The 16,892-nt window shown below is 66.9% G+C and carries 13 protein-coding genes, 1 tRNA gene and 1 pseudogene; 14 read left to right on the forward strand and 1 reads right to left on the reverse strand.

All coding sequences use genetic code 11. From position 1 onward, the window contains the following. The 10 genes and pseudogenes from tuf to rpoC form a co-directional block, all read left to right on the forward strand. A pseudogene (gene tuf, locus O9280_RS15535) lies at positions 1 to 391 on the forward strand (elongation factor Tu); the annotation flags it as partial. 10 nt (positions 392 to 401) lie between these two features. Beyond that, a tRNA-Trp gene (locus tag O9280_RS15540) sits at positions 402 to 477 on the forward strand. A 114-nt stretch (positions 478 to 591) separates the two neighbouring features. Continuing rightward, complete coding sequence (secE, locus tag O9280_RS15545; protein ID WP_298344794.1) at positions 592 to 978, forward strand: preprotein translocase subunit SecE; 387 nt, start codon at positions 592 to 594, stop codon at positions 976 to 978. A gap of 25 nt (positions 979 to 1,003) precedes the next feature. Continuing rightward, complete coding sequence (gene nusG, locus O9280_RS15550; RefSeq protein ID WP_298344797.1) at positions 1,004 to 1,585, forward strand: transcription termination/antitermination protein NusG; 582 nt, start codon at positions 1,004 to 1,006, stop codon at positions 1,583 to 1,585. A gap of 160 nt (positions 1,586 to 1,745) precedes the next feature. Next, positions 1,746 to 2,180 carry a 50S ribosomal protein L11 gene (gene rplK / locus O9280_RS15555; RefSeq protein WP_298344800.1) on the forward strand — a complete coding sequence of 145 codons (435 nt, stop codon included), beginning with the start codon at positions 1,746 to 1,748 and terminating at the stop codon, positions 2,178 to 2,180. A gap of 4 nt (positions 2,181 to 2,184) precedes the next feature. Beyond that, positions 2,185 to 2,886, forward strand: a complete 702-nt coding sequence (gene rplA / locus O9280_RS15560; RefSeq protein WP_298344803.1) for a 50S ribosomal protein L1 — start codon at positions 2,185 to 2,187, stop codon at positions 2,884 to 2,886. Positions 2,887 to 3,156: 270 nt separating this feature from the next. Next, complete coding sequence (gene rplJ, locus O9280_RS15565; protein WP_298344806.1) at positions 3,157 to 3,678, forward strand: 50S ribosomal protein L10; 522 nt, start codon at positions 3,157 to 3,159, stop codon at positions 3,676 to 3,678. A gap of 51 nt (positions 3,679 to 3,729) precedes the next feature. Then, positions 3,730 to 4,107 (forward strand): 50S ribosomal protein L7/L12, encoded by a 378-nt coding sequence (gene rplL / locus O9280_RS15570; protein ID WP_298344809.1) that lies wholly within the window; start codon positions 3,730 to 3,732, stop codon positions 4,105 to 4,107. Positions 4,108 to 4,420: 313 nt separating this feature from the next. After that, positions 4,421 to 8,542, forward strand: a complete 4,122-nt coding sequence (gene rpoB / locus O9280_RS15575) for a DNA-directed RNA polymerase subunit beta (protein ID WP_298344813.1) — start codon at positions 4,421 to 4,423, stop codon at positions 8,540 to 8,542. A 21-nt stretch (positions 8,543 to 8,563) separates the two neighbouring features. Then, a complete protein-coding gene (rpoC, locus tag O9280_RS15580) occupies positions 8,564 to 12,799 on the forward strand; it encodes a DNA-directed RNA polymerase subunit beta' (protein ID WP_298344816.1) in 4,236 nt (1,411 codons plus the stop codon). A gap of 96 nt (positions 12,800 to 12,895) precedes the next feature. Here rpoC and O9280_RS15585 read toward each other — a convergent pair whose 3' ends face one another. Further along, the gene (locus tag O9280_RS15585; RefSeq protein WP_298344820.1) at positions 12,896 to 13,309 is read right to left on the reverse strand and encodes a PIN domain-containing protein; all 414 of its coding nucleotides are present in this window, start codon (positions 13,307 to 13,309) and stop codon (positions 12,896 to 12,898) included. A gap of 129 nt (positions 13,310 to 13,438) precedes the next feature. Between O9280_RS15585 and rpsL the strand changes: the two genes are divergently transcribed. The 4 genes from rpsL to O9280_RS15605 all read left to right on the forward strand — a co-directional run. After that, positions 13,439 to 13,816: a 30S ribosomal protein S12 gene (gene rpsL, locus O9280_RS15590; RefSeq protein ID WP_298344823.1), complete on the forward strand. Its 378-nt coding sequence runs from the start codon at positions 13,439 to 13,441 to the stop codon at positions 13,814 to 13,816. Between the two features lie 143 nt (positions 13,817 to 13,959). Next, positions 13,960 to 14,430: a 30S ribosomal protein S7 gene (gene rpsG / locus O9280_RS15595; protein ID WP_298344826.1), complete on the forward strand. Its 471-nt coding sequence runs from the start codon at positions 13,960 to 13,962 to the stop codon at positions 14,428 to 14,430. Between the two features lie 78 nt (positions 14,431 to 14,508). Further along, positions 14,509 to 16,614 (forward strand): elongation factor G, encoded by a 2,106-nt coding sequence (fusA, locus tag O9280_RS15600; protein WP_298344828.1) that lies wholly within the window; start codon positions 14,509 to 14,511, stop codon positions 16,612 to 16,614. 125 nt (positions 16,615 to 16,739) lie between these two features. Then, on the forward strand, positions 16,740 to 16,892 hold a 153-nt coding region (locus O9280_RS15605), incomplete at its 3' end, for a GTP-binding protein (RefSeq protein ID WP_298344830.1).

Here is a 16,892-nt window from a genome sequence, read left to right on the forward strand (position 1 = left end):
GCTGGACCAAGGGCAGGCGGGCGACAACGTGGGCATCCTGCTGCGGGGCACCAAGCGCGAGGAAGTGGAGCGCGGGCAGGTGCTGTGCAAGCCGGGCAGCATCAAGCCGCACACGCACTTCACGGCGGAGATCTACGTGCTGTCCAAGGAAGAGGGCGGCCGTCACACGCCGTTCTTCAACAACTACCGGCCGCAGTTTTACTTCCGCACGACGGACGTGACGGGCGCGGTGGAGCTGCCGAAGGACAAGGAGATGGTGATGCCGGGCGACAACGTGGCAATCACGGTCAAGCTGATCGCACCGATCGCCATGGAAGAGGGGCTGCGCTTCGCGATCCGCGAGGGCGGCCGCACCGTCGGCTCGGGCGTCGTGGCCAAGATCATCGAGTGAGTGTCTCCGCAGGGGTGTAGCTCAATTGGTAGAGCGCCGGTTTCCAAAACCGAAGGTCGGGGGTTCGATTCCCTCCGCCCCTGCCACCTGAACCAGGGCCACCGGAACCCGTTCCGGCCCCGCCAACCCGCAAGGCCCGCGCCTTGCGGGTTTTGCGCCTGATGCAAGGCACCGGTCGCGGGCGCTGAAGAGAAGTTTCCATGTCCACCCAACCCGAAGTCGAAACCGTCTCCACGGGCGCCGACAAGGCCAAGCTCGCGGGAGCCGCTGTGCTGCTGGTCGGCTCGATCGGCGCGTTCTATGCGCTGTCCGGCCAGAGCCTGTGGATGCGCGTGGCGGTGCTGCTGCTGCTGCTGGCGGCCGCCGTGGCCCTGTTCTTCGTGTCCGAGAACGGCAAGCAGCTGGCCGCCTTCGGCCGCGACTCCGTGCGCGAGACCAAGAAAGTCGTCTGGCCCACCCGCAAGGAGGCCATGCAGATGACGGGCTACGTGTTCGCGTTCGTGTTCGTGATGGCCCTGTTCCTGTGGCTCACCGACAAGACCCTGGAGTGGGTGCTCTACGACCTGATCCTCCGCTGGCGCAGCTGAGCCCGGTGCAACGAGAAGAGACGACATGACCGACTCCCAGGAAGCCCCCGCCGCCGCGCCGCCGGCCCCCGCGAGCACCAAGCGCTGGTACATCGTGCACGCCTACTCCGGCATGGAGAAGGCCGTCGAGCGCAACCTGCGCGAGCGCATCGACCGCGCCGGCGTGCAGGACAAGTTCGGCCGCATCCTCGTGCCCACCGAAGAGGTGGTGGAGCTGAAGAACGGCAAGAAGACGGTCACCGAGCGCCGCATCTACCCGGGCTACGTGCTCGTCGAGATGGAGATGGCCGACGACACCTGGCACCTCGTGAAGCACACGAACAAGGTCACGGGCTTCATCGGCGGCGCGAAGAACCGCCCGGCGCCGATCTCCGACGCCGAGGTGGCCAAGATCGTCAACCAGATGCAGGAAGGCGTGGACAAGCCCAAGCCCAAGGTCGAGTGGACCGTGGGCGAGCTGGTGCGCGTCAAGGAAGGCCCCTTCACCGACTTCAACGGCGCCGTCGAGGAAGTCAACTACGAGAAGAGCAAGGTCAAGGTCAGCGTCACGATCTTCGGCCGCGCCACCGGCGTCGAGCTCGATTTCGCGCAGGTCGAGAAAGTGTGATCAAGATGTTTCTTCACGCTTCGCCCAAGGCCCGCAGGGCCGCAGGCAAGGTCTGATGTGTTCCACGGCGCGCCGCCGCGACCCCGGCGCGCCGCGTGTTTCGTTGGGTCGGTAGACGAGGAGACCGCGCGAGCGGTCGCTTGAACTCGAGGAGCCAGTCATGGCAAAGAAGATCGTCGGCTTCATCAAGCTGCAAGTCCCGGCGGGCAAGGCGAACCCCTCGCCCCCGATCGGCCCCGCGCTCGGCCAGCGCGGCCTGAACATCATGGAGTTCTGCAAGGCGTTCAACGCCCAGACCCAGCAAGGCTACGAGATCGGCATGAAGCTGCCGGTGGTCATCACCGCCTTCGCCGACAAGAGCTTCACCTTCATCATCAAGTCGCCGCCCGCGACCGCGCTGCTGAAGAAGGCCGCCAAGATCGATAAGGGCTCCGGCAAGGCGCACCTCGACAAGGTCGGCAAGGTCACGCGCGAGCAGCTCGAAGAGATCGCCAAGATCAAGATGAAGGACCTGAACGCCGCCAACCTCGAAGGCGCCGTGAAGATCATCGCGGGCTCGGCCCGTTCCATCGGCATCGTCGTCGAAGGAGTCTGACGCCATGACCAAGCTCACCAAGAAGGCCAAGGCCCAGCAGGGCAAGGTCGACAGCACCAAGCTGTATCCGCTGGACGCCGCGCTGGCGCTCGTCAAGGAGCACGCCACGGCCAAGTTCGATGAGTCCATCGACGTCGCCGTGCAGCTCGGCATCGACGCCAAGAAGTCCGACCAGGTCGTCCGCGGCGCCGTCGTCATGCCCGCCGGCACCGGCAAGACCAAGCGCGTGGCCGTGTTCGCTCAAGGAGCGAAGGCCGAGGAAGCCAAGGCCGCCGGCGCCGACATCGTCGGCATGGACGACCTCGCCGCCGAGATCAAGGCCGGCAACATGAACTTCGACGTCGTGATCGCCAGCCCGGACACCATGCGCGTGGTCGGCACGTTGGGCCAAATCCTGGGCCCGCGCGGCCTGATGCCGAACCCGAAGGTCGGCACCGTGACGCCCGACGTGGCCACCGCGGTGAAGAACGCCAAGGCCGGCCAGGTGCAGTTCCGCGTCGACAAGGCCGGCATCGTGCACGGCACCATCGGCCGCCGCAGCTTCGACGCCGACAAGCTGACGTCCAACCTGCGCGCCCTGATCGACGCGCTGAACAAGGCCAAGCCGGCCAGCAGCAAGGGCATCTACCTGCGCAAGGTGGCCGTGTCGTCGACGATGGGCGTGGGGGTCCGCGTGGACACCCAGACCATCGCCGCCCAGGCCTGACGAGAACGATCCGGCCGGCGTGTCCCTCGCGGGGCGCGGTGGCCGGCAACGAGTGGTGGGCCGCAGCGCCGCAAGGGGCTGCGGGTCATCCGAGACCGCTGGTGGCGGGCTCCGCAAGGGGCCAGCCTTAATGTCCAGCGCAGATGGCGGTCCCGCCGTGAAGAGGTTGTCGAGACGTGTTTCGAGATCCTGTGAACGGATGGCTGCTGAAACCGGTGTGCGGCAGGGGTGGCGACACCCGCGCTGCACGTTTTGTGTGAGGAGCAGACCTTGAGTCTCAATCGCAACGAGAAGGCGGCCGTGATCACGGACGTGGGGCGCCAAGCCGCACGTGCGCAGACCCTGGCGCTGGCCGAGTACCGTGGCCTCACCGTGGAAAACCTGAACAAGCTGCGCGTCGATGCGCGGTCCAAGGGTGTGTACCTTCACGTGCTGAAGAACACCCTGGCCCGCCGCGCCGTCGCCGGCACGCCGTTCGAGGTGGCCCAGGGTGCCATGGTCGGCCCGCTGATCTACGGCTTTTCCGAGGACGCCGTGGCGGCGGCGAAAGTCATCGCCGACTTCGCCAAGACCAACGACAAGCTGGTCATCAAGGGCGGCGCGTACGCCGGCAAGGTGCTGAATGCCGACGGGGTGAAGGCCCTGGCATCCATCCCGAGCCGCGAGGTGCTGATCGCCCAGGTGGCCGGCCTGCTGAAGTCGCCCATCCAGCGCATGGCGGGCGTCCTGGCGGCCGTGGCCGAGAAGAAGGGCGGCGGCGCTGAAGCCCCTGCCGAGGCGCCCGCGGCCTGACGCGGCCCGCGCCCAACCGTTCAACCAATCAACGTTTCACAGGTACACAAAATGGCATTCGACAAAGACGCTTTCCTGGCCGCGATGGACAGCATGACCGTCATGGAACTCAATGACCTGGTCAAGGCCATCGAAGAGAAGTTCGGCGTGTCCGCCGCCGCGATGGCCGCCCCGGCCGCCGGTGTCGGTGCCGCCGCGGCCGCCCCGGTCGAGGAGAAGACCGAGTTCAACGTGATGCTGCTCGAGGCCGGCGCCAACAAGGTCGGCGTCATCAAGGCGGTGCGCGAACTCACCGGCCTGGGCCTGAAGGAAGCCAAGGACCTGGTCGACGGCGCGCCCAAGGCCGTGAAGGAAGGCATCGCCAAGGCCGACGCCGAAGCCGCCCTCAAGAAGCTGGTGGAAGCCGGCGCCAAGGCGGAGATCAAGTAACACCCTCGAAGCGCCTGCGGCGCTCCCCCTCAAGGGAGCGCCGCCAGTGGCCCGGCGAAGCCGGATCCGCGGCGGCCGCTTGATGCGGCCCAGGCCTTCCGAGAGCAGCGTGCAACCCGGCTGCGCCGGGTTGCACAGTGTTCTCTGAATCGACTGCAGGGAACGGGTTTGGTCGGGCTCCGGTGCAACGCCGGGGTTGTCCGCCAGCGGCAGGTAGTGGCCTGCCACCAAGCCTCGGACGCAAGGTCCGAGTCGCCAGTCGCCGACGAGCGCCCGCCCTGGCCCGGTGGGTGCTCTCGACACGGAGAGTTCAATGGCGCAAGCAACCCCCTATACCTACACCGAGCGCAAGCGCATCCGCAAGAGCTTCGGCAAGCGCGCGAGCGTGCTCAAGGTGCCGTACCTCCTGACGATGCAGAGCGACAGCTATGTCGCGTTCCTGCAGAAGGACGTGCCCCCGGCCAAGCGCAAGCCCGAGGGCCTGCAGGCTGCCTTCCTCTCCGCGTTCCCGATCACGAGCCACAACGGCTTCGTGGAGATGAAGTTCATCGAATACAACATCGCGCGCCCGGCCTTCGACGTGCGCGAGTGCCAGCAGCGCGGCCTGACCTACGCCGCCGCCGTGCGCGCCCGGCTGCAGATGATCATCTACGACCGCGAGAGCCATCCTCAGAAGGTCGTCAAGGAGATCAAGGAGCAGGAGGTCTACATGGGCGAAGTGCCGCTCATGACGGACTACGGCTCGTTCATCGTCAACGGCACCGAGCGCGTCATCGTCAGCCAGTTGCACCGCAGCCCCGGCGTGTTCTTCGAGCACGACAAGGGCAAGACGCACAGCTCGGGCAAGCTCCTGTTCAGCGCCCGCATCATCCCCTACCGCGGCTCGTGGCTGGACTTCGAGTTCGACCCCAAGGACATCCTCTTCTTCCGCGTCGACCGCCGCCGCAAGATGCCGGTGACGATCCTGCTGAAGGCGATCGGCCTGAACCCCGAGTCGATCCTGGCGCACTTCTTCGTCAACGACAACTTCCGCCTGATGGACACGGGCGCGCAGATGGAGTTCGTGCCCGAGCGCCTGAAGGGCGAGGTCGCGCGCTTCGACCTGACGGACAAGAACGGCAATGTCATCGTCGAGAAGGACAAGCGCATCACCGCGCGCCACGTGCGCACGCTGGAGCAGGCCGGCACCCAGTGGCTGAGCGTGCCGGAAGACTTCCTGGTTGGCCGCGTGCTGGCCAAGAACGTGGTCGACGCCGACACCGGCGAGATCGTCGCCAAGGCCAATGACGAGCTCACCGACGGCCTGCTGAAGAAGCTGCGCGCGGCCGGGATCAAGGAGATCCCCTGCATCTACGTGAACGAGCTCAACCAGGGCGGCTACATCAGCCAGACGCTGGCCTCGGACGAGACGGCCGACCAGCTCGCCGCCCGCGTGGCCATCTACCGCATGATGCGCCCCGGCGAACCGCCCACCGAGGACGCCGTGGAGGCCCTGTTCCACCGCCTCTTCTACAGCGCCGACACCTATGACCTGTCGCGCGTGGGCCGCATGAAGTTCAACGCCCGCGTCGGCCGCGACACGCCCGAGGGCGCGATGACGCTGTCCAACGACGACATCCTCGACGTCGTGAAGATCCTGGTCGACCTGCGCAACGGCAACGGCGACGTCGACGACATCGACCACCTCGGAAACCGTCGCGTGCGCTGCGTGGGCGAGCTGGCCGAAAACCAGTACCGCTCGGGCCTGGCGCGCATCGAGAAGGCCGTCAAGGAGCGCCTGGGCCAGGCCGAGACCGAGGCCCTGATGCCGCACGACCTGATCAACTCCAAGCCCATCAGCGCGGCGCTGAAGGAGTTCTTCGGGGCGAGCCAGCTGTCGCAGTTCATGGACCAGACCAACCCGCTCTCCGAGATCACGCACAAGCGGCGCGTCTCGGCCCTGGGCCCGGGCGGCCTGACGCGCGAGCGCGCCGGCTTCGAGGTGCGCGACGTGCACCCCACGCACTACGGCCGCGTCTGCCCGATCGAGACGCCGGAAGGCCCGAACATCGGCCTGATCAACTCGTTAGCCCTCTTCGCGCAGCTCAACGAGTACGGCTTCCTCGAGACGCCCTACCGGCGCGTCGTGGACGGCAAGGTCACGAACCAGATCGACTACCTCTCGGCCATCGAGGAAGGCAAGTACGTCATCGCCCAGGCCAACGCCGGCCTGGACAAGGACGGCCGGCTGATCGACGAGCTGGTGAGCGCCCGCGAGAAGGGTGAGTCGGTGCTGCTCAGCCCCGAGCGCGTGCAGTACATGGACGTGGCGCCGGCGCAGATCGTGTCGGTGGCCGCCTCGCTCGTGCCCTTCCTGGAGCACGACGACGCCAACCGCGCGCTGATGGGCGCCAACATGCAGCGCCAGGCCGTGCCGACGCTGCGGCCCGAGAAGGCCCTGGTGGGCACGGGCGTGGAGCGCGTGGCCGCGGTCGACTCCGGCACCGTGGTCACGGCCCGCCGCGGCGGCGTGGTGGACTACGTCGACACCAACCGCATCGTGATCCGCGTCAACGACGCCGAGACGGTGGCTGGCGAGGTCGGCGTCGACATCTACAACCTGATCAAGTACCAGCGCTCGAACCAGGACACCAACATCCACCAGCGGCCCATCGTCAAGCGTGGCGACGCGCTGGCCAAGGGCGACGTCGTCGCCGACGGTGCCAGCACCGACCTGGGCGAGCTCGCGCTCGGCCAGAACATGCTGGTGGCCTTCATGCCCTGGAACGGCTACAACTTCGAGGACTCCATCCTCATCTCCGAGCGCGTGGTGGCCGACGACCGCTACACCAGCATCCACATCGAGGAGCTGGTGGTGATGGCCCGCGACACCAAGCTGGGCAGCGAGGAGATCACGCGCGACATCCCGAACCTCAGCGAGCAGCAACTGGCCCGCCTGGACGAGTCGGGCATCGTCTACATCGGCGCCGAGGTCAACCCCGGCGACGTGCTGGTGGGCAAGGTCACGCCCAAGGGCGAGACCACGCTGACCCCCGAGGAGAAGCTGCTGCGCGCCATCTTCGGCGAGAAGGCCTCCGACGTGAAGGACACCAGCCTGCGCGTCGACCAGGGCACCAGCGGCACCGTCATCGACGTGCAGGTCTACACCCGCGAGGGCATCCAGCGCGACAAGCGCGCGCAGCAGATCATCGACGACGAGCTCAAGCGCTTCCGGCTCGACCTGAATGACCAGCTGCGCATCGTCGAGGCCGACGCCTTCGACCGGATCGAGAAGCTGCTGGTGGGCAAGGCGGCCAACGGCGGCCCGAACAAGATCGCCAAGGGCACGACGATCACGCGCGAGTACCTCGCCGGCATCGACAAGTACCACTGGTTCGACATCCGCCCGGCCGACGACGAGGTGGCCAACCAGCTCGAGAGCATCAAGAACGCCAACGAGCAGACGCGCCACAGCTTCGACCTCGCCTTCGAGGAGAAGCGCAAGAAGCTCACGCAGGGCGACGAGCTGCCCGCCGGCGTGCTGAAGATGGTGAAGGTCTACCTGGCCGTCAAGCGCCGCCTGCAACCCGGCGACAAGATGGCCGGTCGCCACGGCAACAAGGGCGTGGTGTCGAAGATCGTCGCCGTCGAGGACATGCCCTACATGGCCGACGGCACGCCCTGCGACATCGTGCTCAACCCGCTGGGCGTGCCTTCGCGCATGAACGTGGGCCAGGTGCTCGAGGTGCACCTGGGCTGGGCCGGCAAGGGCATCGGCCAGCGCATCGGCGACATGCTGCAGGGCCAGGCCCGCGTGGCCGAGCTGCGCAAGTTCTTCGACGAGCTCTACAACAAGAGCGGCGGCAAGGGCGAACAGCTGGAGTCGCTGACCGACGAGCAGGTGCTCGAGATGGCGCACAACCTGCAGCACGGCGTGCCCTTCGCGACGCCGGTGTTCGACGGCGCGGCCGAGCAGGAGATCCGCGCCATGCTCAAGCTCGCCTACCCGGACGATCTGCGCGTGCGCAAGGGCCTCACCGAAAGCCGCACACAGGCCACCCTGCACGACGGCCGCACCGGCGACGCCTTCGAGCGCCCGGTCACCGTGGGCTACATGCACGTGCTGAAGCTGCACCACCTGGTCGACGACAAGATGCACGCGCGCTCGACCGGCCCGTACTCGCTCGTCACGCAGCAGCCGCTGGGCGGCAAGGCGCAGTTCGGCGGCCAGCGCTTCGGCGAAATGGAGGTCTGGGCGCTGGAGGCCTACGGCGCCAGCTACATCCTGCAGGAGATGCTGACCGTGAAGTCCGACGACGTGAACGGCCGCACCAAGGTGTACGAGAACATCGTCAAGGGCGAGCACGCCATCGAAGCCGGCATGCCGGAGTCGTTCAACGTCCTGGTCAAGGAGATCCGCTCCCTTGGCATCGACATTGAACTCGAGCGCAACTAATCAGGAAGGACAGAGAAAGCCATGAAGGGACTACTCGACCTTTTCAAGCAGTTCACCCCGGATGAGCATTTCGATGCCATCAAGATCGGCCTGGCGTCTCCGGAGAAGATCCGCAGCTGGTCGTTCGGCGAGGTGAAGAAGCCAGAGACCATCAACTACCGCACCTTCAAGCCGGAGCGGGACGGCCTGTTCTGCGCCAAGATCTTCGGTCCGATCAAGGACTACGAGTGCCTGTGCGGCAAGTACAAGCGCCTGAAGCACCGCGGCGTGATCTGCGAGAAGTGCGGCGTCGAGGTCACGCAGACCAAGGTGCGCCGCGAGCGCATGGGCCACATCGACCTGGCCGCACCCTGCGCGCACATCTGGTTCCTGAAGAGCCTGCCCAGCCGCCTGGGCCTGGTGCTCGACATGACGCTGCGCGACATCGAGCGCGTGCTGTACTTCGAGGCCTACGTCGTCGTCGACCCCGGCATGACGCCGCTGAAGAAGTTCAGCATCATGACCGAGGACGACTTCGAGGCCAAGCGCACCGAGTACGGCGACGAGTTCGTGGCGTTGATGGGCGCCGAGGGCATCAAGAAGCTGCTCGAGGAGATGGACATCGATGCGGAGATCGACAAGATCCGCAACGACATGACCGGCTCCGAGCTGAAGATCAAGAAGAACTCCAAGCGCCTGAAGGTGCTCGAGGCCTTCAAGAAGAGCGGCATCAAGCCCAGCTGGATGGTGATGGACGTGCTGCCGGTGCTGCCGCCAGACCTGCGCCCGCTCGTGCCCCTGGACGGTGGCCGCTTCGCCACCAGCGACCTCAACGACCTGTACCGCCGCGTCATCAACCGCAACAACCGCCTGGCGCGGCTGCTGGAGCTGAAGGCGCCCGAGATCATCGTGCGCAACGAGAAGCGCATGCTGCAGGAGGCCGTCGACAGCCTGCTCGACAACGGCCGCCGCGGCAAGGCGATGACGGGCGCGAACAAGCGCGCGCTGAAGTCGCTGGCCGACATGATCAAGGGCAAGAGCGGCCGCTTCCGCCAGAACCTGCTGGGCAAGCGCGTCGACTACTCGGGCCGTTCGGTCATCGTGGTCGGCCCGACGCTGAAGCTGCACCAGTGCGGCCTGCCCAAGCTGATGGCCATCGAGCTGTTCAAGCCCTTCATCTTCAGCCGCCTGGAGGCGATGGGCATCGCCACCACCATCAAGGCCGCCAAGAAGGAAGTCGAGAGCGGCACGCCCGTGGTGTGGGACATCCTCGAAGAGGTGATCAAGGAGCACCCGATCCTGCTCAACCGCGCGCCCACGCTGCACCGCCTGGGCATCCAGGCCTTCGAGCCGGTGCTGATCGAAGGCAAGGCCATCCAGCTGCACCCGCTGGTGTGCTCGGCCTTCAACGCCGACTTCGACGGTGACCAGATGGCCGTGCACGTGCCGCTGTCCATCGAGGCGCAGATGGAAGCCCGCACGCTGATGCTGGCCTCCAACAACGTGCTGTTCCCGGCCTCGGGCGAGCCGTCCATCGTGCCGAGCCAGGACGTCGTGCTGGGCCTGTACTACGCCACGCGCGAGCGCATCAACGGACGCGGCGAGGGCATGGTCTTCGCCGACCTGCAGGAGCTGCAGCGGGCGCTCGACAACGGCGTGGTCGAGATCACGGCCAAGATCAGCGTGCGCATGACCGAGTGGGTCAAGGACAAGGCCTCGGGCGAGTTCGCACCCGAGACCAAGCTCGTCGACACCACCGTCGGCCGCGCGCTGCTGAGCGAGATCCTGCCCAAGGGCCTGCCGTTCGCCAACATCAACAAAGCGCTGAAGAAGAAGGAGATCAGCAAGCTGATCAACGTCAGCTTCCGCAAGTGCGGCCTGAAGGAGACGGTGGTCTTCGCCGACAAGCTGCTGCAGAACGGCTTCCGCCTGGCCACGCGCGCCGGCATCTCGATCGCCATCGACGACATGCTGGTGCCGAAGGAGAAGCCCGGCCTGATCGAGCGCGCCGAGAAGGAAGTGAAGGAGATCGAGCAGCAGTACGTCTCGGGCCTGGTCACCGCCGGCGAGCGCTACAACAAGGTGGTCGACATCTGGGGCAAGACCGGCGACGAGGTCGGCAAGGTCATGATGGCCCAGCTGTCCAAGCAGAAGGTCACCGACCGCAACGGCCGCGAGGTCGACCAGGAGTCGTTCAACTCCATCTACATGATGGCCGACTCCGGCGCGCGCGGCTCGGCGGCGCAGATCCGGCAGCTGGCCGGCATGCGCGGCCTGATGGCCAAGCCCGACGGCTCGATCATCGAGACGCCCATCACGGCGAACTTCCGTGAAGGCCTGAACGTGCTGCAGTACTTCAACTCCACGCACGGCGCCCGCAAGGGCCTGGCCGACACGGCGCTGAAGACGGCCAACTCCGGCTACCTGACGCGCCGACTCGTCGACGTGACGCAGGACCTGGTCGTGACCGAGGACGACTGCGGCACGCACAACGGCATGAACCGCCGCGCGCTGGTCGAGGGCGGCGAGGTCATCGAGAGCCTGCGCGACCGCATCCTGGGCCGCGTCACCGCCACCGAGGTGCTGCACCCCGAGACGCAGGAGGTCATGGTCAAGGCCGGCGAGATGCTGGACGAGGACACCATCGACCTGCTCGAGGCCGCCGGCGTCGACGAGGTCAAGGTGCGCACGGCGCTGACCTGCGACACGCGCTTCGGCATCTGCGCCAAGTGCTACGGCCGCGACCTCGGCCGCGGCGGCCTGGTGAACACCGGCGAGGCCATCGGCGTGATCGCCGCGCAGTCCATCGGCGAGCCGGGCACGCAGCTGACGATGCGCACCTTCCACATCGGCGGTGCCGCGCAGCGCGCGTCGGTGGCCAACGCGGTGGAGGCCAAGAGCGAGGGCGTCGTCGGCTTCAACGCCACCATGCGCTACGTGACCAACGGCCGCGGCGAGCTGGTCGTCATCAGCCGCTCGGGCGAGGTCGTCATCTTCGACAACCACCACCGCGAGCGCGAGCGCCACAAGCTGCCCTACGGCGCGACGCTGACGGTGAAGGCCGACCAGCACGTCAAGGCCGGCACCGTGCTGGCCAACTGGGACCCCCTGACCCGACCCATCATCACCGAGTTCGCCGGCCGGGCGAAGTTCGAGAACGTGGAGGAGGGCGTCACGGTCGCCAAGCAGGTCGACGAGGTCACGGGCCTGTCGACGCTGGTGGTCATCGACCCCAAGCGCCGCGGCGCGGCCAAGGTCGTGCGCCCGCAGGTCAAGCTGCTCGACGCCGCCGGCAACGAGGTCAAGATCCCGGGCACCGACCACTCGGTGACCATCGGCTTCCCGGTGGGCGCGCTGATCCAGGTGCGCGACGGGCAGGACCTGACCCCCGGCGAGGTGCTGGCCCGCATCCCGATGGAAGGCCAGAAGACGCGCGACATCACCGGCGGCCTGCCGCGGGTGGCCGAGCTGTTCGAGGCCCGTTCGCCCAAGGACGTGGGCATCCTGGCCGAGATCACCGGCACGGTGAGCTTCGGCAAGGAGACCAAGGGCAAGAACCGCCTGCAGATCACCGACCCCGAAGGCCGCGTCCACGAGGTGCTGGTGCCCAAGGAGAAGAACATCCTGGTGCACGAGGGCCAGGTGGTGAACCGCGGCGAGCTCATCGTCGATGGCGCGGCCGACCCGCAGGACATCCTGCGCCTGCTGGGCATCGAGGAGCTGGCGCGCTACATCGTCGACGAGGTGCAGGACGTCTACCGGCTGCAGGGCGTGAAGATCAACGACAAGCACATCGAGGTGATCGTCCGCCAGATGCTGCGCCGCGTGCAGATCGTCAACCCCGGCGACACCGGCTACATCGCCGGCGAGCAGGTGGAGCGCTCGGAGCTGCTGGACACCAACGACCGCATGCGCGCCGAGGGCAAGCTGCCCGCGACGCATGCCGACGTGCTGCTGGGCATCACCAAGGCGTCGCTGTCGACGGACAGCTTCATCTCGGCGGCCTCCTTCCAGGAGACCACCCGCGTCCTCACCGAGGCGGCCATCATGGGCAAGCGCGACGAGCTGCGCGGCCTGAAGGAGAACGTCATCGTCGGCCGCCTGATCCCCGCGGGCACCGGCATGGCCTTCCACCAGGCGCGCAAGGTCAAGGAGGAGATGGACGAGTCGGAGCGCCGCGCCATCGCCATGCAGGAGGCCGAGGAACTGGCCGCCGTGCAGCTGGCGGGCGTGGATGCGGCCACCGCCGCCGCCGCGGGCCAGAACGCGGCCGAGTGACCGGGCACGGCTGCGCGCCGGCTGCAACCCAGGGCGGCTTCGGCCGCCCTTTTTTCGTTTCCGCCTTCGGCCGCGGCCGCACGGCCTGCCGCTGGTTCAGCGCCACGGCTGAAGGATCTCGGTGCCCAGCGGCCGGGCGCGGCGGGCCAGCGCGAGCAGGGCCTTGTCGCGCGTCAGCAGCCAGCGGGCGCGGTGGACGAGCGCGAGGTCGATGAACACCTGGTCGTCGGCGTCGCGGCAGCGCAGCCGCGGTTCGCCGGCCACGGGATCGGCCTGCATACGCGCGAACCGGTCGAAAAACGAAAGTGCATGCTCACGTCGCGGCTGCCAGTGTGCGAAGCGGGGATGCCCCACCATGTGCTCGAACTCGCGGCGAATCGCCGGGCAGGCGATCCAGGTCAGCTCGCCCTGCTCGACGGCGGCGACCCAGTGCGCCACGCGGGCGTCGGCGAACACCAGCCAGTCCAGCAGCACCTGGGTGTCGATGACGGCCAGCGGCTTGTCGGACATGAGCGGGGGCACTATACTCGCCGGCTTTTCGCGCTTTGGCCGAGGCCTGGGCGCATCCTCGTTCGCCACTCCAATCGAAGAGCCGGCGACTTCCACCGAGTACCTGTCTCGAAAAGAGAAAGAGCGTTCATGCCGACCATCAACCAGCTCGTGCGCCACGGTCGCCAGGCCGAGACCACGAAGTCCAAGTCGCCGGCCATGCAGAACAGCCCACAGCGGCGCGGCGTCTGCACCCGTGTGTACACCACCACCCCCAAGAAGCCGAACTCGGCACTGCGCAAGGTGGCCAAGGTGCGCCTGACCAACGGGTTCGAGGTCATCTCGTACATCGGCGGCGAAGGCCACAACCTGCAGGAGCACAGCGTGGTCCTCGTTCGCGGCGGCCGCGTGAAGGACCTCCCCGGCGTGCGCTACCACATCGTGCGCGGCTCGCTCGACCTGCAAGGCGTCAAGGATCGGAAGCAGGCGCGCTCGAAGTACGGCGCCAAGCGCCCGAAGAAGGCCTGACGGCCCTCGTTACCTGCAAAGGCCCCGTCGGCCTTCGACCCTGCGGCAGGCGCCGAGCCTGCCGAGTAAGTGGAGCGGCCTGATGCCGTTCCGTGGCCGCCACCCCGTGGCGGCCGACTGAACCCCCGAAAAGGAAGCGTCCCATGCCACGTCGTCGCGAAGTACCCAAGCGCGAGATCCTCCCCGACCCGAAGTTCGGTTCCGTCGACCTCTCCAAGTTCATGAACGTCATCATGGAGTCGGGCAAGAAGGCCGTCGCCGAGCGCATCATCTACGGCGCCCTCGACCAGGTCGAGCAGAAGGCCGGCAAGGACCCGCTCGAGGTCTTCATGGTCGCGCTGAACAACATCAAGCCGATGGTCGAGGTCAAGAGCCGCCGCGTCGGTGGCGCGAACTACCAGGTGCCCGTGGAAGTGCGCCCCGTTCGCCGCCAGGCCCTGGCGATGCGCTGGCTGAAGGAAAGCGCCCGCAAGCGTGGCGAGAAGTCCATGGCCGCGCGCCTGGCCAACGAGCTGCTCGAGGCCAGCGAAGGCCGTGGCGGCGCGTGCAAGAAGCGCGACGAAGTGCACCGCATGGCCGAGGCCAACAAGGCCTTCTCGCACTTCCGCTTCTAAACCGCCCGCATCCTGCGTCCCGGCCGCCCATCGGGTTAGTACTAGCCCGTCGGCGGCCCCTGCATTTGGAGAAAGTTCATGGCCCGCAAGACCCCCATCGAGCGCTACCGCAACATCGGCATCAGCGCCCACATCGACGCCGGCAAGACCACCACCACCGAGCGCATCCTGTACTACACGGGCGTGAACCACAAGATCGGTGAGGTGCATGACGGCGCGGCCACCATGGACTGGATGGAGCAGGAGCAGGAGCGCGGCATCACCATCACCTCGGCCGCCACCACCTGCTTCTGGAAGGGCATGGACCTGTCCTTCCCCGAACACCGCTTCAACATCATCGACACCCCGGGCCACGTCGACTTCACCATCGAGGTGGAGCGTTCGATGCGCGTGCTCGACGGCGCCTGCATGGTGTACTGCGCCGTGGGCGGCGTGCAGCCGCAGTCCGAGACCGTCTGGCGCCAGGCCAACAAGTACAAGGTGCCGCGACTGGCCTTCGTCAACAAGATGGACCGTACCGGCGCCAATTTCTTCAAGGTCTACGACCAGATGAAGTCGCGTCTGAAGGCCAACCCGGTGCCCGTGGTCATCCCCATCGGCTCGGAAGAGAACTTCAAGGGCGTGGTCGACCTGTTCAAGATGAAGGCCATCATCTGGGACGAGGCTTCGCAGGGCATGAAGTTCGAGTACCACCCGATCCCGGCGGAGCTCGAGGCCGACGCGCAGAAGTGGCGCGAGCAGATGATCGAGGCCGCCGCCGAGGCCAGCGAAGAGCTGATGAACAAGTACCTCGAGACCGGTGAGCTGTCCGAGGAGGAGATCAAGGCCGGCCTGCGCACGCGCACCATCGCCACCGAGATCCAGCCCATGCTGTGCGGCACGGCCTTCAAGAACAAGGGCGTGCAGCGCATGCTCGACGCCGTCATCGAGTTCCTGCCCTCGCCGGTGGACATCCCGCCCGTGAACGGCACCGACGAGGACGAGAAGCCCGCCAGCCGCAAGGCCGACGACGGCGAAAAGTTCGCTGCGCTGGCGTTCAAGCTGATGACCGACCCGTACGTCGGCCAGCTGACCTTCGTCCGCGTGTACTCGGGCGTGCTCAAGAGCGGCGACTCCGTCTTCAACCCCATCCGCGGCAAGAAGGAGCGCATCGGCCGGATCCTGCAGATGCACGCCAACCAGCGCGAGGAGATCAAGGAGATCCTGGCCGGCGACATCGCCGCCTGCGTGGGCCTGAAGGACGTGACCACCGGCGAGACGCTCTGCGATCCCGACAGCGTGATCACGCTGGAGAAGATGATCTTCCCCGAGCCCGTCATCAGCCAGGCCGTCGAGCCCAAGACCAAGGCCGACCAGGAGAAGATGGGCATCGCCCTGGGCCGCCTGGCCCAGGAAGACCCGTCGTTCCGCCTGCGCACCGACGAGGAGAGCGGCCAGACCATCATCTCCGGCATGGGCGAGCTGCACCTGGAGATCATCGTCGACCGCATGAAGCGCGAGTTCGGCGTCGAGGCCAACGTCGGCAAGCCGCAGGTGGCCTACCGCGAGACCATCCGCAAGAAGGTCACCGACGTCGAGGGCAAGTTCGTGCGCCAGTCCGGCGGCAAGGGCCAGTACGGCCACGTCGTCTTCACGGTCGAGCCGCAGGAGCCGGGCAAGGGCTTCGAGTTCGTCGACGCCATCAAGGGCGGCGTTGTGCCGCGCGAGTACATCCCGGCGGTGAACAAGGGCGTCGAAGACACGCTGCCCAACGGCGTGCTCGCCGGCTACCCGGTGGTGGACGTCAAGGTCACGCTGACCTTCGGCTCCTACCACGAGGTCGACTCTTCGGAGAACGCCTTCAAGATGGCTGCCTCGATGGGCTTCAAGGAAGCCTGCCGCCGCGCCAGCCCGGTGATCCTCGAGCCGATGATGGCCGTCGAGGTCGAGACTCCCGAGGACTACGCCGGCTCGGTGATGGGCGACCTGTCGTCCCGCCGCGGCATGGTGCAGGGCATGGACGACATGCCCGGCGGCGGCAAAGTCATCAAGGCCGAGGTGCCGCTGTCGGAGATGTTCGGCTACAGCACCACGCTGCGCTCGATGAGCCAGGGCCGCGCCACCTACACGATGGAGTTCAAGCACTACGCCGAGGCGCCGAAGAACGTCGCCGACGCCATCGTCACGGCGCGCGGCAAGAGCTGAGCGGCGCCGACTTCAACCGGTCTTCACCGGGGCTCCCGCCGGCTGCCAGTGGCCGACGGAACCCAGCCTCGGTGGAAACCTAAAACCCACCCACTGGCACCGTTCTTTCAGCAAGGAATACAGCAATGGCAAAGGGCAAGTTCGAGCGCACCAAGCCCCACGTGAACGTGGGCACGATCGGTCACGTGGACCACGGCAAGACGACGCTGACGGCGGCGATCACGACGGTGCTGGCCAGCAAGTTCGGTGGCGAGGCGAAGGCCTACGACCAGATCGAC

The sequence above is a fragment of the Silanimonas sp. genome (assembly GCF_027531545.1).
In the GTDB taxonomy this organism is placed as follows: Bacteria; Pseudomonadota; Gammaproteobacteria; order Xanthomonadales; family Xanthomonadaceae; genus Silanimonas.

Excerpts from the sequence above, each read along its gene's own strand:
- secE (WP_298344794.1), top strand. The coding sequence starts at position 592 with ATGTCCACCCAACCCGAAGTCGAAACCGTCTCCACGGGCGCCGACAAG.
- nusG (WP_298344797.1), top strand. The coding sequence starts at position 1,004 with ATGACCGACTCCCAGGAAGCCCCCGCCGCCGCGCCGCCGGCCCCCGCG.
- rplK (WP_298344800.1), top strand. The coding sequence starts at position 1,746 with ATGGCAAAGAAGATCGTCGGCTTCATCAAGCTGCAAGTCCCGGCGGGC.
- rplA (WP_298344803.1), top strand. The coding sequence starts at position 2,185 with ATGACCAAGCTCACCAAGAAGGCCAAGGCCCAGCAGGGCAAGGTCGAC.
- rplL (WP_298344809.1), top strand. The coding sequence starts at position 3,730 with ATGGCATTCGACAAAGACGCTTTCCTGGCCGCGATGGACAGCATGACC.
- rpoB (WP_298344813.1), top strand. The coding sequence starts at position 4,421 with ATGGCGCAAGCAACCCCCTATACCTACACCGAGCGCAAGCGCATCCGC.
- rpoC (WP_298344816.1), top strand. The coding sequence starts at position 8,564 with ATGAAGGGACTACTCGACCTTTTCAAGCAGTTCACCCCGGATGAGCAT.
- O9280_RS15585 (WP_298344820.1), bottom strand. The coding sequence starts at position 13,309 with ATGTCCGACAAGCCGCTGGCCGTCATCGACACCCAGGTGCTGCTGGAC.
- rpsL (WP_298344823.1), top strand. The coding sequence starts at position 13,439 with ATGCCGACCATCAACCAGCTCGTGCGCCACGGTCGCCAGGCCGAGACC.
- rpsG (WP_298344826.1), top strand. The coding sequence starts at position 13,960 with ATGCCACGTCGTCGCGAAGTACCCAAGCGCGAGATCCTCCCCGACCCG.
- fusA (WP_298344828.1), top strand. The coding sequence starts at position 14,509 with ATGGCCCGCAAGACCCCCATCGAGCGCTACCGCAACATCGGCATCAGC.